This window comes from Nonomuraea maheshkhaliensis (assembly GCF_039529435.1).
Taxonomy (GTDB): Bacteria; Actinomycetota; Actinomycetes; order Streptosporangiales; family Streptosporangiaceae; genus Nonomuraea; species Nonomuraea maheshkhaliensis.
This window is the reverse complement of sequence record NZ_BAAAMU010000011.1, coordinates 61,944-79,941: the sequence shown is the minus strand read 5'-3', so window position 1 is coordinate 79,941 and position 17,998 is coordinate 61,944. Positions and strand designations below refer to the sequence as shown.

The following is a 17,998-nucleotide window of genomic DNA, read 5'->3' as shown; positions in this document are numbered from 1 at the left end:
GCCAGTTGGCAGCATGCCGCACAACCTCTTCGCTCCGGAAGGCCACGCCGCGCTGCGCGCGGTCGCCCTCCGGGCGAGCCTTCCTGCGCTCCGACGTTCCTCGGCCGCTCGAAATCAGGCAGCGGGAACCGCTCCCGCCCACCGGCAACGGGAGGTCAGCATGACCCGACGGCCCGCACTCACCCTAGACAGTTCCACAATCACCGTGGCGGTCTGGCACAACACCACCGGCATGTTCGCCGCCTGGCAGCCGGATGACGCGATGATCAAGGTGTTCGCCTTCCAGATCCCCGCCGAAGCTGCCCGTACACCTGATCGCGTCCTGGCTGAGACGTGGCGCATCTTCAACGTCGGCGATGACGAACTGGCTCGCTCCTACCGTGCCCGCCGGCTGCGGTCCCTGTCGGTCGGCGACGTCGTGGCCATCGGCGAGCTCGCCTGGGCTTACAACCCGATCGGCTATCGGCAGGTCGCCGGGCGGCTGACCGTCACCGACGTAGGCGTTGCGGGCTCCACCTCGCTCAACGGACCGCAGCCCACCTGACCCTTCCCATCTTCTTCCCACCGGCTCCTGGGCCGCTTCATCCGAGGCCTCCGGCCGCCTGCTCGTCAGGAACGGCGGAGGCCTCCTCATGCGCGCCCGAACCGACCCCAACGACGCTAGCGCCACCGGGGCGCTGCTCTCGATGAGGAGGCACCTCCCACCCCATGACCGTCATCATCACCACGGAACCGGAAACGGAAACCGACCATGACCAGCTCGGCTGCCCTCCTGACACAGCGGCCGTAGACCTGCCTGCCGAGCTCGACAGCGGCAAGGCCGGCGACGACGAAGCCGACAACGGAAACGACGACGATCTTTCCGGCCCCGACTACCCTCCCTTCGCGTGGATCCCCGACAAGCGGTTGCGGCCCCACCCCCGCAATGTGCGCGAGGATGACCTCGACCTCACCGACGCCTTCTGCCGTTCCCTCGAGGCTGGCATCAAGCAGGCGCTCCTGGTCTTTCCCGACCCGGACGGCAGCGGTGCCTTCATCGTCGAGGACGGCAACCGGCGGCTGCTCGGCTCCCGCAAGCGAGGCGTGACGCGCGAGTTCCCGTGCATGATCGACCCCGCGCTCGCCGACAATGTCGCTGACCAGTTCACCGACATGATCACCACCGCTGTGCAGCGCAAGGATCTGACCGCCCTGCAGCAGTCCATGGCTCTGTTCTCGGCCGAAGAGGCGGGTGGCAAAGTACGCGACATCGCCGCCAAGACCGGGCTGACGCAGAAGGACGTCAAGCGCGGCATGACGGCAGGCAAGATGGTGCGCAACAAGCGCGACGCGCTCATCAAGATCAAGCCTGAGAGCGACTGGACTCTGCTCGAGATGGGCCAGATGGCCGAATTCGCTGACGATGAGGCGGCGACGGAGTACATCACGAGCCGAGCCCATCGAGGCACCAGCGTCCAGCATGCGATCGCCTTCCTCAAGGAGGAGCGCCAGCTCGAAGCCGACCGCGCCAAGCTAAAAGCCGAGCTAGAAGCCGCCGGAGTCGCCGTCACTGACGACCTTCCCGACGGGGCGGTCCACCTCTACAGCCTGCCGGCCAAGAACGGCAAGAGCATCGACAAGCAGGCGCACGCCAACTGCCCCGGCCGCGGCGCCTACTTCACCTACCGCACCAACCTGTCGCACTACTGCGCCCAGCCAGACCAGCACGGCTACAAGCCGCACAGCGAGCAGAAGCGAACCCGGGACAAGAACGCTCTGCCGGTGAAGGTGGTCAAGGAGGGCAACACCGCCTGGAAGGCGTGCACGCAGCTGCGCCAGGACTTCATCAAGAGCGCGCTGTCCCGCAAGACAGACCCCGACCAGCAGGTACTGCGGTTCGTCTGCGCGCAGGTGGCGAAGGACATGCCGCACGAGGTGCGGGCCAAGTACGTACAGGGGTCCAGCCTTGGCTCCCGCAACCACATGATCGGTGCACCGCCGACCGCCGAGCAGATCGCCGCAGCCAAGCCCGGCCGGCTGGCCTGGCTGTTCCTGGCACCGCTCGCGGCCGCGTACGAGGAGACCATTTCCTCCACGAAAACGTCGCCCAGCTACGTCTGGCGGACGGACCGGCAGGGCGCAATCACTCGGGAGCAGACCGCCGTCTGGCTGCAGTTTCTAATCAGCCTCGGTTATGAGCCGTCCCTGCTCGAGAAGACGGTCGTCAGCAAGGTCCCCTACAAGGGCGAGCATGCCGGCGATGACGCGTTGGTGGACGACAAGACCGAGCCAGCCCTCGAGAGCGATGCCGGGAGCGACGCCGACCGCGGGCATGCCGAGCCGGACGAGGCCGAGCCGGACGAGGGCAGCCGTGAAGCCGAAGACGAAGACGACGTCGGCGACGGTGCCCGGTCGGTGCCGCGCGCGCTGAGCGACGACGCGGACACCTGGGCCGACCCTGAGAGCGACGCCGTCATGGGCGAGTTCGCCGACGCCTGACATCTCGTCCGCGACCAACATCACAACGGATCGACGTCCCAGACAAACCCCGAACGTCACCTTTTCTCCTATCACCTGCTCTGTGACGGCTCAGTGGCTTCGCTTCGCCCCAAACCGCCACAGAGCAGCTCTCCCTCCACCTGCCGTCGTTCTGAAAGGCGTCCATGACCGTCGCACTGCCCCTGCAGATCGCCACCCCGCTCACTGCCACCCACGAGGAGTTCTGCCCTCACGATCGTAAGCTGACCCCAGGTGAAGCAGGCCACATGTTCGGAGTCACGGCCGGAACCATGGCTCGCTGGGCCAAGGCCGGCAGGCTCAGTTACACCTGCACGCTAGGCGGGCAACGCCGCTACCCGGAAGGCGAACTGCGCGCCCTGCTGGTTCGCGTCTCTGGTTCGCGATGACCGGCACGATCCCGCCTCAGACCGCGGACACAGCATCAGCAGCCAGCCCATCCACGACCCCAGCAGCGGTACCGCTGGACGGCGGCGAAGCGAAATGGCTCCACCTTCTCTGGCAGATCCAAGCCAAGAGGGCTGAGCTCGATCGCATGGCCGAGCAAGCCATCGCGGTGATCCAGAACAAGCTCGGCAGCGCCGAAGAGGGCACATTGAACGGCGTCCCGGCCGTGCGCTGGCAGCACATCGCTGGCGGCATGCGCTTCGACAGCAAGGAATTCTTCAAAGCTCATCCCGACCTGATCCCCGAGAAGGTCATCTACTCCAAGGCCATCCCCCCGTCGCGTCGCTTCAAGCTCCTAGACCCGCCAGCAGGCGCAGGACCGTGACAACCCCGCCTGACCCGTTCACGGCGTTCACGAACGACGTGGACGCCGCGATCAGGCATGCCACCTCCCATCAACCCCGGTCGCTGCAGCAGCGGCCGGGCCCCTCCGACCTCGGCTGTCCCTGCGATCGAAAACTCGGCTACCAACTCGCCAAGGTGCCCCGCGTGCACTGGCCGACAGCCTGGTACAGCTACCTCGGCGTCGCTGGGCACGCACAACTGGCCAGCGACCTGGCGCGCGTTCAGATCCCGCCAGGCTTCGGCCTGACCGGTCCGCGCTTCCTGGTCGAACAGAAGAACCTCGTAGGGCAGCTGGCCGGCGACGACATCGACGGCACCAGCGACCTGTACGACCGCCTGACCGGCCGTGTCTTGGACTGGAAATTCGTCGGCAATAAGTCGCTCAAACGCTACCGCGTGCATGGGCCACCGCCGCAGTACAAGTCCCAGATCCACATCTACGGCAAAGGCTGGTGGATGCGCGGCCTGCCGATCACCGATGTGGTGATCGCCTTTCTGCCGCGCACCCAGGACCTGTCTGCGCGCTGGTACTGGCACGAGCCGTACGACGAACAGGTCGCTCTGGACGCCTTCACCCGCGCCGAAGAAGTGAACGAGGTCGTGCAAGTCCTTGGGCGAGAGGCATTGCCGTTGCTGAGCACCACCGCGGCCTGGTGCGAGAGCTGTCCCTACTTCCTGCCCGGCAGCACCGATCCCCGCATCGGCTGCCCTGGCGACTTCAGCCTCCCCACCCCGCCGTCGCCCATTCTTGCCACCGCTAGTCCCTAAGAAGGGGTTTCATGTCCTACCCGAATGCCGCACCGTACTACCCCCCGACGCAGCCACCGCAGACAACGACCGCTCCCCCCGCGCCGGCGTACCCGCAGGTTCAGGCGCAGCCCCCCGCGCCGGCGTACCCGCAGGTTCAGGCGCAGCCTCGCGCTGTGCTCTCACCTCCGACCACCGCGCGAGAGTTCCTGGCCCGCCATCTCAACAAGATTCGGGCACTGAACCGGCCCAAGATCCCTTCTGCGGAGTTCAAGGTTCCGGGCACGAAGGTCATCGGCGTGCTCGTCGAGAAGCCGCGAGTCATACAGCAGACCGAGTACATCACTCGCCGCCCGCTCTTCTTCTCTGACGGCACCCCCCGCATGCAGCTGCGCGTCGTGCTGGACACCGGGCAGTGCGACCCGAACATCCCGAACGACAACGGGTGGCGGGTCCTGTATCTCAAGGCAGCCAGCGCCGATGCGGTCGCACTCGCGATGGAAGCTGTCGGTGTCGAGGAGATGGACATCGGCGGGGTACTGTCGGTGACCTTCACCCAATGGGGTCAGGCGAACGGAAATGGGCACATCGGCAGGGAATGGGAGTCCGAGTACCTGCCGCCTGATCCGATCTTGCAGCAGCAGCCGCAGCAGGCTACGGCGATCTCGGCTCCGGCACCGCACATGCCTGCGGCTGGCTCCATCGCTTCGATGACGTCTCCCGTCCAGGCACCAGCTCAGGGCCAGACCCCGGGCCCGGTGCTGGCGCAGGCACCGGCTCAGGCCACGCCCCCGGTACCTGCGCCGACCGGCGCCCCGGCGGAGGTGACAGACCAACTGGCCGCCGCTGGTCTGGATGCCGCGACGCTCGCGCGGTTGGCCCAGCTCAGCCCGGCGGCGCTCGCCCGCCTGAACGCGCCCAGCGACGGTTAGACCAGCATCGGCCCAGGACCCGTCGGCCCTCGGTGAGGACCGACGGGCCATTGGCGCCTCATGACCAGTGCTGTGCTCCCACCGCCGGAGCCCCCAGCGGGCTGGCACGAGCACCGTACCTCGCATAAGGCGAAGGAGAGCCTTTCCTGATGTCCAACCCGGCGGCTATGGCTGCTCACGATCCCTCTGACGAGGCTTCCATTCTGGTCATCGGCTGGGAAGTGGTGATGACCACGCCCGACCTGAGAACCAACAAGTTCTACCGTGTCTTCCTGTCCGGCGATGACGTGGTGATCAACTACGGCCGACGGCACAAAAAGGGTCAGGTCCAGCGCCACTCTTGCGACTCCTTCGCGGCCGCTGCGGCCAAGGCTCGCAAACTCGCCACCGAGAAGCAGGCCAAGGGCTACGTGCCGTCGCTGCCCGTGACGCCTTTTCAGGTCAGTCAACGCGACTTCCAACGTGCTGACAGCGACCCCAGCAGTGCCCAGCGCGTCATCGACGCCTTCCTCGATCACGCTGCCAACGCGCACAGCGCGCCCTCCTGACGAGACCGAAAGGACCACCGGTCCCCGTGACTTCGCCGATAACCGCTCAGGTCGACGACCTCCTGAACCAGGTGACCTCTGACGACTTCCTCCCCACGCCGCCTGCCGGGGCGCCGGCGAGGTCAGCGCCGACGATTGCGACGCCGACGAGCGCGGCCACGATGGCGGCCATCGATCGCCTGCCCGACGATGTGCGCGAAGAGGCACACGCCCTCGCTCATGGAGGCAACGCTGTCGCCGCCCTTCGGCACCTCCAGGACAACGGTGTCAGCCTCATCGAGGCCAGACGCATCGCCAACCAACTCGCTACTCTGCCGAACACCACCCGGGTGACGCGCAAACCCCCGGTGGGCAAGCCCGGACCGCGCAAACCGGCCACCCTGAACCCGATCGGAGAACGCACCCGGCCTAATAGCCAGGTCTACAAGCCCCGCCACATCGGCGTACATGAAGACCTGGCACTGCTACGGGCCGCCCAGAACAGCCGCTCGCACGTTCTGCTGTATGGACCACCCGGCACCGGCAAGACCGCCATGGTGGAGGCCGCCTTCGCCTCCAACGACGGAGTCGGCTTGGAAACGCTTATCGGCAGCGCGGACACCACGGAGATGGATCTGCTGGGCACCTTCGTCCCAGCCGCGCCGGGGAGTGGCCAGCCCTGGGACTGGGCACCGGGTCCGCTGCACCGCTCGGTGATGAACGACGTTCCGCTCCTGATCGACGAGATCGCACTCATCGACCCTCGGGTGCTGCCCATCGTCTACGGGCTCATGGACGGCCGCGGTGTCTTGCACATCCCGGCCAACCCGCAACTGCCGCCCGTGCCGCTGCGCAAGAACTGGTTCCTCATCGCCGCGTGTAACCCTCACGTACCCGGTGCGAACCTGTCGGAGGCTCTGCTCAGCAGGTTTGACCACCACATCCTGGTGGAGTCCGACTGGGACCTCGCGCGTGAGCTCGGCGTCTCGGGTGACATCGTGACGATCTCGAAGAATCTCGACCTCAAGCGCCGCAAGGGGCAGCTCACCTGGTCCCCGCAGCTGCGCGACCTGCTGTCCTTCCGCAATCTGGCCGACCAGTTGGGCGGGGAATATGCAGCCGCCAACCTGGTTTCCAAGGCTCAGAATGAGGATGACCGCAACGAGATCATGCAGGCACTGAAGACCAAGTTCCCGAAGATCGTGCCCCTCGCGGTAGGCCCCCGGTACGGCATATGACGAGCCGGTTGCGCCTCACCGCACCAGCGCCGGGGGTCAGCCCGGCGCTGGTAGAGGCTCGCGACGAACTGACCGCCCGGACCAACGACATCATCAATGTGCTGGCCGATCGTGACGATCTGCTCTTGCACGTGGTGTGGAATCAACCCGACGATGCGCCGCCGGCCATGTTCGATCCCGAACGCGCCGAGGTCTTCATCAACGCCGACCGAGCATTCGCCCTCGGCACCCATCCGGATCAGATCGACCCGACCACAGTAGAGGGGCGGCTGGCTCACCCCGTGCTCGTGGGTTTGTGCGCGCACGAGAGCGGCCACGCACGCCGACCGCCATGGTCGGCGGAGGAACTGCACCGTCTGGCAGGATCGCCCGCCGTCGCCGAGGTGACGACTCTTCTGGAGGAGTTGTGCGTTGAGGCGCTGCAACTGGATAAACGGCCGACATCGCGCCGATGGCTCCGCGCATCCGCCCAACACGTGCTGGAACCTTCGCAGGCTCTGCCCACCAACCTGACGCCCAGCCAGCAGCGGTGGCTAGCCGCCAGAGCGGCGCTGCTGGTGCTCGGCCGAGTCGATGTGGGCGTGCTCGACCCCACCGACGTCAGCGCGGTCACCGCTGCCGTCGGCACGGAGTTCGGCCAGCAGACACTCCAGCAGTTGCAAGACCTGTGGTGCGAGGCGCTCGCGCTGGCCGAAGGCAGCCTTCCAGATCTGGTGGAGATCGCCCGGCGATTCGTCCAGGTGGCCAACCTGACCGAAGACCCGCTCGCCCAGCAGACGGCTGCCGCGCTCGGCCTGGTCTGCACGGCCCACGCAGGCGACTCGGACGATGACGCCGACTCTGCTGATGCCGGCGTTCCCGGCGCCGACCTACCATCTCCCGCAGCGGGCGACGAGCAGACAGAGCAGGCAGATTCAGCTCAGGCGAACCCCCTGTTGGCCGCCGTGGCTCAGGCCGCCCACGCGGTCGCCGACGATACGGCCCAACAGGCCGCGGCCGACCTCGCCGACCTCGCCGACCAGCAGGCCGGCCGCGGTCCCGACCAGAATCTGCTCAAGAGCCGTGCCCAGGAGAATGCTGCCCGCCATTCCGCGCAAAACCAGGCAGGCAAGGTCTTCGGCGGCAAGGGCGCGGGAAGGACGACTTCCAAGAGCGGCCCCGTCCGCGGCTGGCGCGCGCCGAACTCGCAGGAACGCATCGCTGCCAACCTTCTGGCGGCCCGGCTCCGCCAGGCCCGCTTCCGCGATCGGCATATCACCGTCGTGCCCAGCGCGGTCCCACCGGGCCGGTTGCTGGGCCGCTCGGCCATGCTCGGTGAAGCGCAACGGTCCCAAGGCCTGCCGATCACCGCGCAGCCGTTCCGGCAGCGCCGCACAGCTCACGTTGACCAGCCCCCGCTGGCGGTCGGCATTGCGGTGGACGTGTCCGGTTCCATGCAGCACACCGCCGACGCCATGGCGTCGGCGTCGTGGGTGATCGCGCACGCGGCCGCTCAGATTCAAGGCCGATCCGCGTGCGCAGCATGGGGCAGTGCTGTCACCGCCGTGACCTGGCCCGGCCGACCGCCCGAGCAGGTCCCGCAGCTGATCGCCAACGAGGGCACCGAGGTGCTGGCCCAAGCTATTGACGCTCTGGACGGCGCGCTGAACCTCGCCACCGGACGAGGGGCACGCCTGCTCGTGATCGCCTCTGATGGCGACACGGACAACGCCGATGTCCGCGCCTCTACCCGGAAGATCAACCGGCTCGTTGCCAATCGATGCGGCGTGCTGTGGCTGTGCCTGGACGGCACCGCCACAGTGCTCGGCAAAGCGGTCGCCGTGCACGCCACCACCCCCAAGGACGTCGCCCTCGCCCTGGGCCAGGCGGCCGTCACCGCGCTACGCCAAGCCAGCGCCTGACCGGCAAGCGCCGGCGGGCCCCACCCCCGAATGTAGGAGATCCATGTCCCTCACCCCCGACGAGAGCGAGCAGATCCACCGGATCGCCGTCGCCGACGCCCGCCTCGCCGACGTAAGCGTCGACACCACTCCCCTGGCCCATCTGCACGAGATGAACGAGGACGAGGCGATCGAGGCGATCGATAGCGTCAACCGCGCGATCATGTTCGACGGCCTGTAAAGAGTGACCCTTCACAAGCCCCGACGTCTGGCGACCTGCCCGATGCAGGGCGGGCTGGTCGTTCCCGCCGTCGTCGCCCGCCACCGCTCAGGCCGGGCCCTGTTCGGCATCAACCACCCGAACCGGGCCAACGACTGCCTCCTCGGCAAGCTGTGCGGCACCTGCGGCCAGCCGCTGTCGGCCCGCCCCGGCGGGCGCTACGCGCTGCTGCTGCGCCTGGCCGACATCATCCGCGGCTATTCCAGCGAGCCGGCGCTGCACGCCTCTGATTGCGCTCGCTACGCCATCGCCGCTTGCCCGGCCATGAACGGACAAATGGCCCACTACCGGGCTGCTCCGCGCGACCTGGAAGCTGATCGATGCGGCGACCCCAAGTGTGATTGCCACCGGTGGACCAACTCCGATGATCATCGCAGGCGTGCCGGCGCTCCCATCCCGCCGTTCTATCTGGCGACCTACCGGCAGGAGCAATACCGGCCGCACTGGGGCTCCCGCAGCGGACACGAGGATGTCCTGCTCGGGGTCGCTCTGGCCGGCGTCGAACCGATGTCCGTGCGCCTGGTCACGCCCCGCGAACTGTCCATCCTCGATCTGGCAGGCGCTCTGTGATGGGCCGCCTGGCCGCCGAAGGACCGCCATGAGCAACGCCGAGGGCGTGCACTACCTCAACCTGACGCGCGGCCTGCTGTGCGCACCACACGTGCCCAATCCCCGCTACCTGCGGCTGCAGTCCACCTGGTGTGAGCAAAAGCGTTGGGCCGATGTCCTCTGGACGCTTGGCCCGGATTTCTACCAGCACCTGGCATCAGGGCCCGTGACCGTGCACGACGTCAGCGAGCGGCCCCGCACCACGCGTGCCTGCTGGCAAGGGCTGGCCTGGGTGCGCTTCGCCTGCGAACGACTCTGGGACGCCTCGGCCAATCCGGCGATCGTGCGCAGCGGGCACGACATGACGGCCTACTTCGCCAGGGAACTCACCCGATTGGACGACCGCGTCACCAAGTTCGTCCGCTACTTCGGCCGCTCTTATGAGGGGCGGCCGCTGAGCATCACCATCTGCCCCGGTGACCCGGCCATGGTTCGTCAAGCCAGCGCTGACGCCGCGCCGGACTGACCTGCCTCACCCTCTCTACGCACCCGCCGCTCGAGCCGCGCCTTCCGGCAGTCCGCTGTCGCACATCGAAAGAGTCTTATGTCTGGCCACACCTCTGATCTCGGCGAACCCAGCAAGGGGCCGCCCCCGACGTCGATCCCCTCCACCCGCAGAACGATCATCATCAGTGATACGGACGCCGTCGAGGCTATCCACCGCCGGCTCAACCGTCCCGGCCAGTGGAATCCGGACACCCTCAACGAGGTCTCCCAGCTCATTGAGGCCACGGGCCGGCCGATCGTGGAACCCGATGCCATCGCTGACATCGAGGTCGAGCTGATGGAAAGCAGCCGTGACTGGCCAATCGCGCACACAGAGGTCGACGGCCTGCTGACCGCCTACGTCTTCCAAACCAGCGACGCTATGATCGTTGTCGATCTGCACGGCCGCGACGACAGCACATCTGGCCGGCTGCGTGTCCTGCTGGACGGCAAGCTCATCGCCGGGCCGCCGTTTCCCGACGCCGACACGCCCCTGCCTGGCACCGGTGCCACCGACGCCAGCCAGCAGATGACCGACGCTGTTCAGCTCGTCGCCCTCGCCCTTAACACCGCCCATGGGGAAGCTCGCTCCCAGCACCGCGACAAGGAGGTCCTCACCCGCATCGTCGGCGCAATCGCCGACGCCCTGTACGGCCACGACACCTTCGACGCCTCAGGAAAGCGGCGCCGTTTCGTCGAGTTGTGCCTCCAGCAGGTGCTCGCAAAGGGGATCACGTGAAGCGAGTCGACACTCAGAGCTCCGTCCCATCGGGCCGCCGAACCCGCCTGGAGATCCGGATCGAGATTCCCGTACACCACATCAAGCCGATGGTGTGCCGTGACCGGGCCTACAACTCCTGGCTCCGGCCCGTCCTCCTGCAACTCACCTACACTGCCACGGACCAGACCGACACATGGGATGTCACCTGGCGGGTCGGAGGTGAGGCTCTGACCGGTAAGCAGCACCCGACCGGTCACAACGCCTTTGTCGGCAGCCAGTTCTACGCGCGGGCGGAATGGCCCGAGTGGATCACCGATGAGGCGGCAAAGCATCAGCCATCGCCAGCGGTGCTTGCGGTATTGAGCGCCGTTCCGGCCGAGAATCCGACGGCTGGAACACCGCAGTCGTCCCGTCTTCTCCTCCTGCCCGCCGCGCTCCTGCGCTGGGCACGGTTGCGCCATCGCCGAGCCGTATCCCCACATCGCGGCACCTGACCTGTTGCTTCCTTGCGGCCGCCTCGTCCATCCGCCGACCGCGGATGGACGTCTTCATCTCAATGGCTAGGAGAGCATTTGACCTCGATCAACCCGGTCGGCTGGCGGCACATCGAGCTCGTCGTCGATCGGTCGGCCTCCATGGCGCCGCGCAAGGACGAGACAGAGCGGGTGGTGCGCGCCTTCCTGCTCGAGCAGAGCCACACCGACGGCCTGATCACAGTGTCCCTGACCCAGTTCAACCACGAGGTTGAGACGTTGTTCGCCAACTGCGAGCTGTCGCGCGTGGCCGACTTCACGCTGACGCCTCGCGGGGACACGGCACTGCTGGATGCGGTCGGGAACACCATCCACCGGGCCCGCCGCTTCGTTCGCAGCCTGCCCAAGGCGTTCCGGCCCGACGAGATTCTCACCGTCGTCTTGACCGACGCTGAGGAGAACGCCTCTGAGGTGTTCAACGAGTCCTCGATCCGCGCGCTGATCGAGGGACAGCAGAGCAAAAGGCGCCCCCTGTGGACGTTCATCCTCCTCAGCGCCGACGAGACCGAACATGCGCTGGCCCGGCGAATCGGCATCCCTTCGGACGCGGTCATCCGCTACTACCACGACCACATCGAGGAGTTCTTCCCGTCAGCGAGTCAGATCATCGTCCCCGTACCTCAGACCGGACACCATGGCTCCACCATCTTGTGCCGGAGGCTTGCTTCTCCTCCTAACGGAGGGGGCCATCCTGCGGACACTGAGCCGGTCCATCAGCGCCAAGACATACCTGCCCCGCTGCCGGCGCAATTTCAGGACCGCGCCGAGGGCGAGCGGCTCCCCGCGTGGGTGGCAGGCATGAGCAGCGATCCCCTGATTGTCGACATCGTCCGGCAGGCGCTGAAGACGTCGAGCAGCTCGTGGAGCTCGAACAGTGAGGAGGATGAGGACGGGGAGGCAGCGATCGTCTACCAACTCGACCCGGACGAGGCGGCCGTGAACGTCGTGGAGAGGCTACGCATGGCCGGGTTCGACGTGGTGGCCCGACAGGGCGAGTCTCCACCGGAGAAAGCGTCGCTGCCGGTCCTTGGCCCGAGTTCCTACATCGTCGCGGAACTATTGGAGCCAGGGCGAGCGGTGCTGCGCGAGGCCGAGGAGATCCGCAGTGGCCAGTGGATTGCGCCGGCGCCCTGCTGCGACCGGTGGGCGCGCCTGCCCGCCCCTCCCGACACCGATGATGACGAGGTGGAACAGGACGGGAACCCGGTGTTCTGCAACGCCTGCAAGATCCTCTACGCCGTGCGTTGGCAGCAGGACATCGACGAGGGGGAGCCGTCCTGGATCGCGTCCTTTCAGGTCACCCGCACGAAGGTGGCCACCACCACCGCCGACTACCGAAAGGCAACACGAGGCGATGAGTGATCGGCACTGGCCAGTGTTGAGGGCGGCGATCTCCGATCACATCCGGAATGTCGGCTGGGCACTGCAAGGCGTCGGTGACCCGACGACGCCGTGGATCTACACGATCGGATTGTGCGACCGCGGGCATCCAGAGCTCATCATCACGGGAATCAATTTCCATGCCGGCGGCACCGTACTGAACCGGATCGGCACGTGCGTGAGGCGCGGCCTCAACGTTAGCAACCCGTCCCTGCTCGCAAAGGAGTTCGGCCACGACCCCGCGGTCCTGAACCTCCGCCCCGTCGATCCGACGTGGCACGACACGCACCTGTTCAACATCGCGCGCTCCTACTGGGGCAGCGACCCCGCCACCATGCAGGTGGTCATGGCCGACAAGGAAGGCCGCTTCCCCTGGGACACCGGCCACCAACTCGGCATCGACCAGCCCCAACTGTGGGAGCCCTGGCCCGGCGGCTGGCCCAACGACCCTGTGATCAACCCCGAGCCGGGGACGGCGACGTGATCCTGCGCGAGGCCATAGAGCTCCTGCTCAAGGCAGCCGACGTGCAGGAGGCGAATGGGCTCCACCAGGTCGGCTGGTACGACCGCGGCCAGGCCGCCACCCTGCTCCTGGATCCACGCAAGTGCCGGGTGTGCCCGATCGGCGCGATCGCCACCGCGGCCGGCCTGTTCCCGTCTGAGATCACCAGCAGCTATTCCGGCGCCCAACGTTCACGGCAGGCCGCAGTGCTCCTGGCCACCTATCTCATCGAGCACCGGCTGGCCGAACCGCCCCACGACGGGGGCATCGGCGACATCGAAGTGGGCGAAGCCATTAACGTGATCGGCCCGAACTGGGCGGACAAGCCTGGCCAGACAGCGTCCTCCCTTGCCACGACGATGCGGGCGGCCGCCGCGTAGAACCCGGGCTGGCTGGCCCCCGCTTCGTTTCCTCCCTCCTGCCGAAAGGCGTTCCCCGAGGACCGACATCGTGTTGTACGACCACGCCACAGCACCCGCACCCACCATCACCTACACCTCCGGAAAGCCGCGCCCTCTTAACCGGCGTAGTGTTCAGGTGGTCAGGCCAATGCGCGCTGTGCCGCGAGACGATTCGTTGGCGGCGCGAGGACCGGACCAAGCTCCCCACCATCCCTAAGGCGTGCCCCGCGTGCGGGAAGGAGAAGCGGCGATACTGGGAACCTTCGACAGGCCTGCTGACTCATCGCCTGGATACGTCGGCAACGCCGTGAGCGAGGAGAGCGTCCGCGACCACGCCGCGCACATCTACGACATGCTCGACGGCTACCACCCAATGCCTCCTTCGACGACCTGAAAAGTGAGCACCACGACGAGTTTCTGCGCTCCGTAGCTGCCAGCTTTCACGAGCTCGACCAGCCATGGCCAACCACCTCCGATCCTTTCCCAGGACCCAAACCTGAACACGTCCCAGGCGCGATGCCCATCCAGGCATTCGCCAAGGAAGGAAACCCATAGACACCGAGGAACTCCTTGGCGACTCAGCCCGTCATATCCACATCGCTGGCGGGCAGCAGCAACTCGTCCTGCCCGGAACACTGTGGCCAGCGGGCTGCAACCGCGGGCAGGCAGATCCTCTGTTCTTCGCCCCGCTCACCAAACGGCAGGCGAACGAACTACTCATCGCCTTCGACCACCCACTCGGCCCTTACACCCGCCCTTTCGGCTACCAGGCATGGGGTCTGGCAATTGATGGCCAAGCCGTCGCCGTCGCCGTTTCCGGTTCCACGGTGGGCGCGCGCGCCGCCGGCTTCGCGCGCCAGGAAGTCGTGGATCTAGCCCGCATAGCACGTCATCCGGCGCATCCGGGAATCATGCGGGTCATGCTGCGGCTCTGGCGAGATTATCTGGGACCTCGCTGGGACTACTGGCCTGTCAAAGCCGCGGTCAGCTACGCGCTGCCGGGCAAAACCGGGAACCTCTACCGCTTCGACGGGTGGCAAAAGGCGGGAGCGTGCAAGCCCTGGGCCGGCGGCGGCACCTGGAGCAAACCCTCCAAGGCGAACGCGATGGCGGACGGAATCAAGAGCGTCTTCGTGTACGAGTACCCGTCGATCACCACATCGTGACCGCTGTTTTGATCATCGCTCGGGTGTGGGGGTTAGCGACCGCAGCAGCAGTCGTCACCTACGCCCACATCCGACAGCATCCACGAGCGCCGTCAAGAAGTCAGTACCCGGAGAGCTGTTCCGCTCTTCGGGAGCAGCCGCAAGGGGGAGAACCAATTAGCGCCATGACCCGGCCTGTCTTCTATGAGCAGGACGATGATACTGCGGGCCAGCCGACCGCCACCATGTACTGGGTTCCGCTCTCAGCTCCCAATGAGCTGACCGAGGCACAGGCCAAGGAACTCGACCCCACTCCAGGCACTGCCACTCTCTGCAACGAGTGTGAGGAGTGGATCAACGATGCCAACTCCGCCATGTGCAATATCGACCATGCTCCGTGGTGCTCGCTGTACCCCAAGGTGGTGCTTTGCAAGGTCTGCGGCAAGCTCGCCGACAGGGCGATGGCGCACCGGCACGACGGCGGCTGGGTCGGGCATGAGAGTTGCTGGGAGGAGCGACTGCGCGCCACTGAGTAGCCAGCACCTGTCACAACCCGTCCACCAGAGTTACGGCCAGGCCCTCATCCGAGAAGGCGCTCTATGAGTGAAAGAGGTGTGACGACCAATCTCGCCGTCACCGTGTATTGCGACAACGAACGCACGACTCAGAAATTGTCATAGCCGACCAACACCGTGCATTTGATGAAGCGCGGCATGCAGGTCACTTCGACCGCGCCTGATCAAGATCGAGATCGGCGTAGATCACGACCCCGAGCCATTCACGCCGCAAAGTGGCGCCGCCGATAACGTGACGGCCTGCACAACTACGCGGCTCACGACCTCGAAAGGCGCGCATGAGCATCTACCGGCTTCCGCTGGAAGCCAACGGCCACCTCATTTCACGCAAGAGCGAACTCGAGGTGCTCCGACTGGACATCGGTGGCCAACTGGTCGTTTTCGGTGAGGACCATTACCGCTGCGCCTTCTGCGACCAATGGCCGACGTTCAACATCACCGAGGCCGTGGTCGCGGTGCGGGACCCCTGTCCCTATCCGGACGGTATCACCACCACGATCACGTTCAACATCCCGTCTGGGAAGCTCCTGGTTGCCGACGATTTGCGTCCCATCTATGACTGGTATGACACGAACTTCGCCAGCTATAGCTCGGCCATCGGCAAGGCTCAAGCGATCAAAGCGATGGCCGCCATCGGATGCGCTTTCGGCCCGGCAAGTAATTGTGGGCTCGGCCTCTACCGCACCGGCCCGGACAATTACATCATCGCCACCCCGACGTACGACGATGACGACAATCCATCGATCGCCGAAGACACCCAACTGGCGAAGATCTGCACGGATCTGTGGGCGTACTCGATGGTTGATTTCCAAGCGTGGAAGACTCGAGGGGGCGATCCGGCGAAGCTCGGCTATGGCGACACCGTCGTGGACATTCCACCGGGTACGTATCAGGTCGTGCATCACTCCGGGGAACGCGGTTTCGAGTGGGATATCGCCGAAACCGTGGTCTGGGCTCACATGGAGCGTATCGCCTGTCCAGGAGATCAGCGCTCTGGAGCACGTCCAGTTGCACCCCCAACTTAGCAGCGTATGGCCATTCACGATGGCCTCGCCCGAATGGACTGCGGGCCCAGCCCGCGTTTCAGCACCAGCTGGCCGACCGTCATGGGACATTGGCCGGCGAACCACCGAGAACCCGGCGAAGGGGCCACTGTGCAGTTCGTGTCGGTGAGTGACTCATTCGATCACAGTGCCCCGCCCGCCTGGTATGCCGAGGGCCAGCGCCGGATCGCAGAGTGCGCCGCCCGGCAGACGGGCCATCTCTGGACCGTCGAAGGCGATCGCGGTGAGTGCCCCTGGCTGTCATGCGCCGATTGCGCCGCCGACGGCGCGGACGTTTACCCGGACATCATTGACATCCTTGATGACGGAGAGTTCCAGCTGGGCGGCCGGACCATTCGGTTCGGTGAGGAACTGCCCGACAACGAGACCAGCGTCTTCGTGATACCGGTCAGTGTCAAGGTCGAGGCGAATGAGCACCACACCCTCAACGGTCACGATTGGGATGTAGCGATTCACGTCGTCGACCGCTCGGCCGACCTCTGAGCACTGCATTCTCTGTTCTGACCCATCGTCGTGAACCAGGCACTCCCCCGGCTCCCCATACCGCTGCCGCCGGCCCCTCACCTCACCGCTTCGGCCGAAAGATCTCGACTGTTCGCGCTGTCTTACGGATCGCCGGAAGTCGTTCGCTGAGCCCAGCCATCGGCCGGACCCCGCAGATCGATTTCACCCTGGCCGGCGCCACGCGCTCATCTCCACTTCGAGGAGACACCTCAGCATGACGACCGCTCTGGTCACCCCACCCACTAAACAGCCAGGCATCACGGCAGCCTACGCTCGCGCGCTGCTATTCCTCGCCCAAGGTCATACGCCCAAGGACGCTGCCGCTGCCACCGGGGTTCCCTTCAACCGTCTCGTTGACCTCGCCCGCAAACAGGGGTGGGCCATCCACCCCACCAACCAACGTGCCACCGACTCCAGTCGCGACGACTTCACCCCTGTCTTGGACCCCGAACTCGTCGCCTTGGCCGCCACGTGGACCGGCCAGCCCCGCATCATCGGTAGCGAGGACAAGCAGCTCAGCGCTAGCGAGTTGCTCGCCGCCGCCGCCACCTGCGACGATCACAAGGTGCGGACCGCGCTCAACAGCGCCATGAAGGCCCTGGACAAGCTTCGCACCGCCTACAACAGCGTCGTTGAGCAGGAGGCCGCCGCAGCTCAGCACGAAGCTGCGAAGCAGGCCGCGGCCAAGCGCGTCGCCGACCTCAAGCGGGAACTGCTCGCCGCCCGCGAGCAGGCCAAAGCACTGGGTGCCAGCACCACGCGCGCTTCCCGTGGCGGCGACCGTGGACGCGACCGCAGGATCCGTGAGTGGGCCAAAACTCGGGGTCTCCCCGTCAGTGACCGCGGCCAGATCTCCCGAGACATTCGCGCTCAATACGAGGCCGCCCATCAGCAACGAACCGCTTGAACAACCCGGCATGCGCGCTAGCAACACCCTGATCACATCGACCCGATGTAGCACTCCCACCACGCCAGCCAGTGCCAACGATCCCGCACCGGCATGACTACGGCTGGGCCGGTCTCAGGTGCTGGCGGGACGAACGGCTGCGCGCCACCGATGATGAGCCGCCGAGCGCGGCCCGTCCACAGAAGCGCAGGTCACCCAGTAGACGAGCTCTCCACGGGGCAAAGAGGCGTGATGACCAAGCTCGCCGTGCTGCAGACTCTCGACCTCCATCGTCCGGAG

Annotated in this window: 22 protein-coding genes; all 22 read left to right on the top strand. The window is 66.3% G+C overall.

The features are described 5' to 3' along the window. The first annotated feature begins 13 nt into the window (after window positions 1–13). The 22 genes from ABFX54_RS10250 (at window position 14) to ABFX54_RS10145 (ending at window position 17,719) form a co-directional block, all read left to right on the top strand. Window positions 14–544, top strand: a complete 531-nt coding sequence (locus ABFX54_RS10250) for a hypothetical protein (RefSeq protein WP_346103539.1) — start codon at window positions 14–16, stop codon at window positions 542–544. A gap of 164 nt (window positions 545–708) precedes the next feature. Continuing rightward, a complete protein-coding gene (locus tag ABFX54_RS10245) occupies window positions 709–2,478 on the top strand; it encodes a ParB/RepB/Spo0J family partition protein (protein WP_346103538.1) in 1,770 nt (589 codons plus the stop codon). Between the two features lie 164 nt (window positions 2,479–2,642). After that, window positions 2,643–2,885, top strand: a complete 243-nt coding sequence (locus ABFX54_RS10240) for a helix-turn-helix domain-containing protein (RefSeq protein ID WP_346103536.1) — start codon at window positions 2,643–2,645, stop codon at window positions 2,883–2,885. Next, on the top strand, window positions 2,882–3,268 hold the full coding sequence (locus tag ABFX54_RS10235) for a hypothetical protein (protein WP_346103534.1): 387 nt from the start codon (window positions 2,882–2,884) through the stop codon (window positions 3,266–3,268). Before ABFX54_RS10240 ends, ABFX54_RS10235 begins: the two co-directional genes overlap by 4 nt. Window positions 3,269–3,306: 38 nt before the next feature. After that, on the top strand, window positions 3,307–4,056 hold the full coding sequence (locus ABFX54_RS10230; protein WP_346103532.1) for a hypothetical protein: 750 nt from the start codon (window positions 3,307–3,309) through the stop codon (window positions 4,054–4,056). 155 nt (window positions 4,057–4,211) lie between these two features. Next, the gene (locus tag ABFX54_RS10225; RefSeq protein WP_346103530.1) at window positions 4,212–4,967 is read left to right on the top strand and encodes a hypothetical protein; all 756 of its coding nucleotides are present in this window, start codon (window positions 4,212–4,214) and stop codon (window positions 4,965–4,967) included. A 149-nt stretch (window positions 4,968–5,116) separates the two neighbouring features. Further along, the gene (locus ABFX54_RS10220; protein WP_346103528.1) at window positions 5,117–5,515 is read left to right on the top strand and encodes a WGR domain-containing protein; all 399 of its coding nucleotides are present in this window, start codon (window positions 5,117–5,119) and stop codon (window positions 5,513–5,515) included. Window positions 5,516–5,541: 26 nt separating this feature from the next. Further along, window positions 5,542–6,732 (top strand): AAA family ATPase, encoded by a 1,191-nt coding sequence (locus ABFX54_RS10215; protein ID WP_346103527.1) that lies wholly within the window; start codon window positions 5,542–5,544, stop codon window positions 6,730–6,732. Further along, window positions 6,729–8,633 carry a hypothetical protein gene (locus ABFX54_RS10210; protein ID WP_346103525.1) on the top strand — a complete coding sequence of 635 codons (1,905 nt, stop codon included), beginning with the start codon at window positions 6,729–6,731 and terminating at the stop codon, window positions 8,631–8,633. Before ABFX54_RS10215 ends, ABFX54_RS10210 begins: the two co-directional genes overlap by 4 nt. Window positions 8,634–8,676: 43 nt before the next feature. Then, on the top strand, window positions 8,677–8,853 hold the full coding sequence (locus tag ABFX54_RS10205) for a hypothetical protein (RefSeq protein ID WP_346103523.1): 177 nt from the start codon (window positions 8,677–8,679) through the stop codon (window positions 8,851–8,853). A gap of 3 nt (window positions 8,854–8,856) precedes the next feature. Continuing rightward, on the top strand, window positions 8,857–9,462 hold the full coding sequence (locus tag ABFX54_RS10200) for a hypothetical protein (RefSeq protein WP_346103521.1): 606 nt from the start codon (window positions 8,857–8,859) through the stop codon (window positions 9,460–9,462). Between the two features lie 28 nt (window positions 9,463–9,490). After that, window positions 9,491–9,967: a hypothetical protein gene (locus ABFX54_RS10195; protein ID WP_346103520.1), complete on the top strand. Its 477-nt coding sequence runs from the start codon at window positions 9,491–9,493 to the stop codon at window positions 9,965–9,967. A gap of 78 nt (window positions 9,968–10,045) precedes the next feature. Continuing rightward, window positions 10,046–10,726, top strand: coding sequence for a hypothetical protein (locus ABFX54_RS10190; protein WP_346103518.1), 681 nt, complete (start codon window positions 10,046–10,048; stop codon window positions 10,724–10,726). Next, a complete protein-coding gene (locus ABFX54_RS10185; protein WP_346103516.1) occupies window positions 10,723–11,202 on the top strand; it encodes a hypothetical protein in 480 nt (159 codons plus the stop codon). Before ABFX54_RS10190 ends, ABFX54_RS10185 begins: the two co-directional genes overlap by 4 nt. Before the next feature lie 78 nt (window positions 11,203–11,280). Beyond that, on the top strand, window positions 11,281–12,603 hold the full coding sequence (locus ABFX54_RS10180; protein ID WP_346103515.1) for a vWA domain-containing protein: 1,323 nt from the start codon (window positions 11,281–11,283) through the stop codon (window positions 12,601–12,603). Continuing rightward, window positions 12,596–13,105 (top strand): DUF4262 domain-containing protein, encoded by a 510-nt coding sequence (locus ABFX54_RS10175; RefSeq protein WP_346103513.1) that lies wholly within the window; start codon window positions 12,596–12,598, stop codon window positions 13,103–13,105. Before ABFX54_RS10180 ends, ABFX54_RS10175 begins: the two co-directional genes overlap by 8 nt. After that, a complete protein-coding gene (locus ABFX54_RS10170; RefSeq protein WP_346103511.1) occupies window positions 13,102–13,503 on the top strand; it encodes a DUF6197 family protein in 402 nt (133 codons plus the stop codon). Before ABFX54_RS10175 ends, ABFX54_RS10170 begins: the two co-directional genes overlap by 4 nt. 848 nt (window positions 13,504–14,351) lie before the next feature. Next, a complete protein-coding gene (locus tag ABFX54_RS10165) occupies window positions 14,352–14,690 on the top strand; it encodes a hypothetical protein (protein ID WP_346103509.1) in 339 nt (112 codons plus the stop codon). A gap of 164 nt (window positions 14,691–14,854) precedes the next feature. Continuing rightward, a complete protein-coding gene (locus ABFX54_RS10160; RefSeq protein ID WP_346103508.1) occupies window positions 14,855–15,205 on the top strand; it encodes a hypothetical protein in 351 nt (116 codons plus the stop codon). A gap of 317 nt (window positions 15,206–15,522) precedes the next feature. Beyond that, complete coding sequence (locus tag ABFX54_RS10155; RefSeq protein ID WP_346103506.1) at window positions 15,523–16,269, top strand: hypothetical protein; 747 nt, start codon at window positions 15,523–15,525, stop codon at window positions 16,267–16,269. A gap of 129 nt (window positions 16,270–16,398) precedes the next feature. Beyond that, on the top strand, window positions 16,399–16,791 hold the full coding sequence (locus ABFX54_RS10150; protein ID WP_346103504.1) for a hypothetical protein: 393 nt from the start codon (window positions 16,399–16,401) through the stop codon (window positions 16,789–16,791). Window positions 16,792–17,026: 235 nt separating this feature from the next. Beyond that, window positions 17,027–17,719, top strand: a complete 693-nt coding sequence (locus ABFX54_RS10145) for an Lsr2 family DNA-binding protein (protein ID WP_346103502.1) — start codon at window positions 17,027–17,029, stop codon at window positions 17,717–17,719. Window positions 17,720–17,998: the final 279 nt, after the last annotated feature.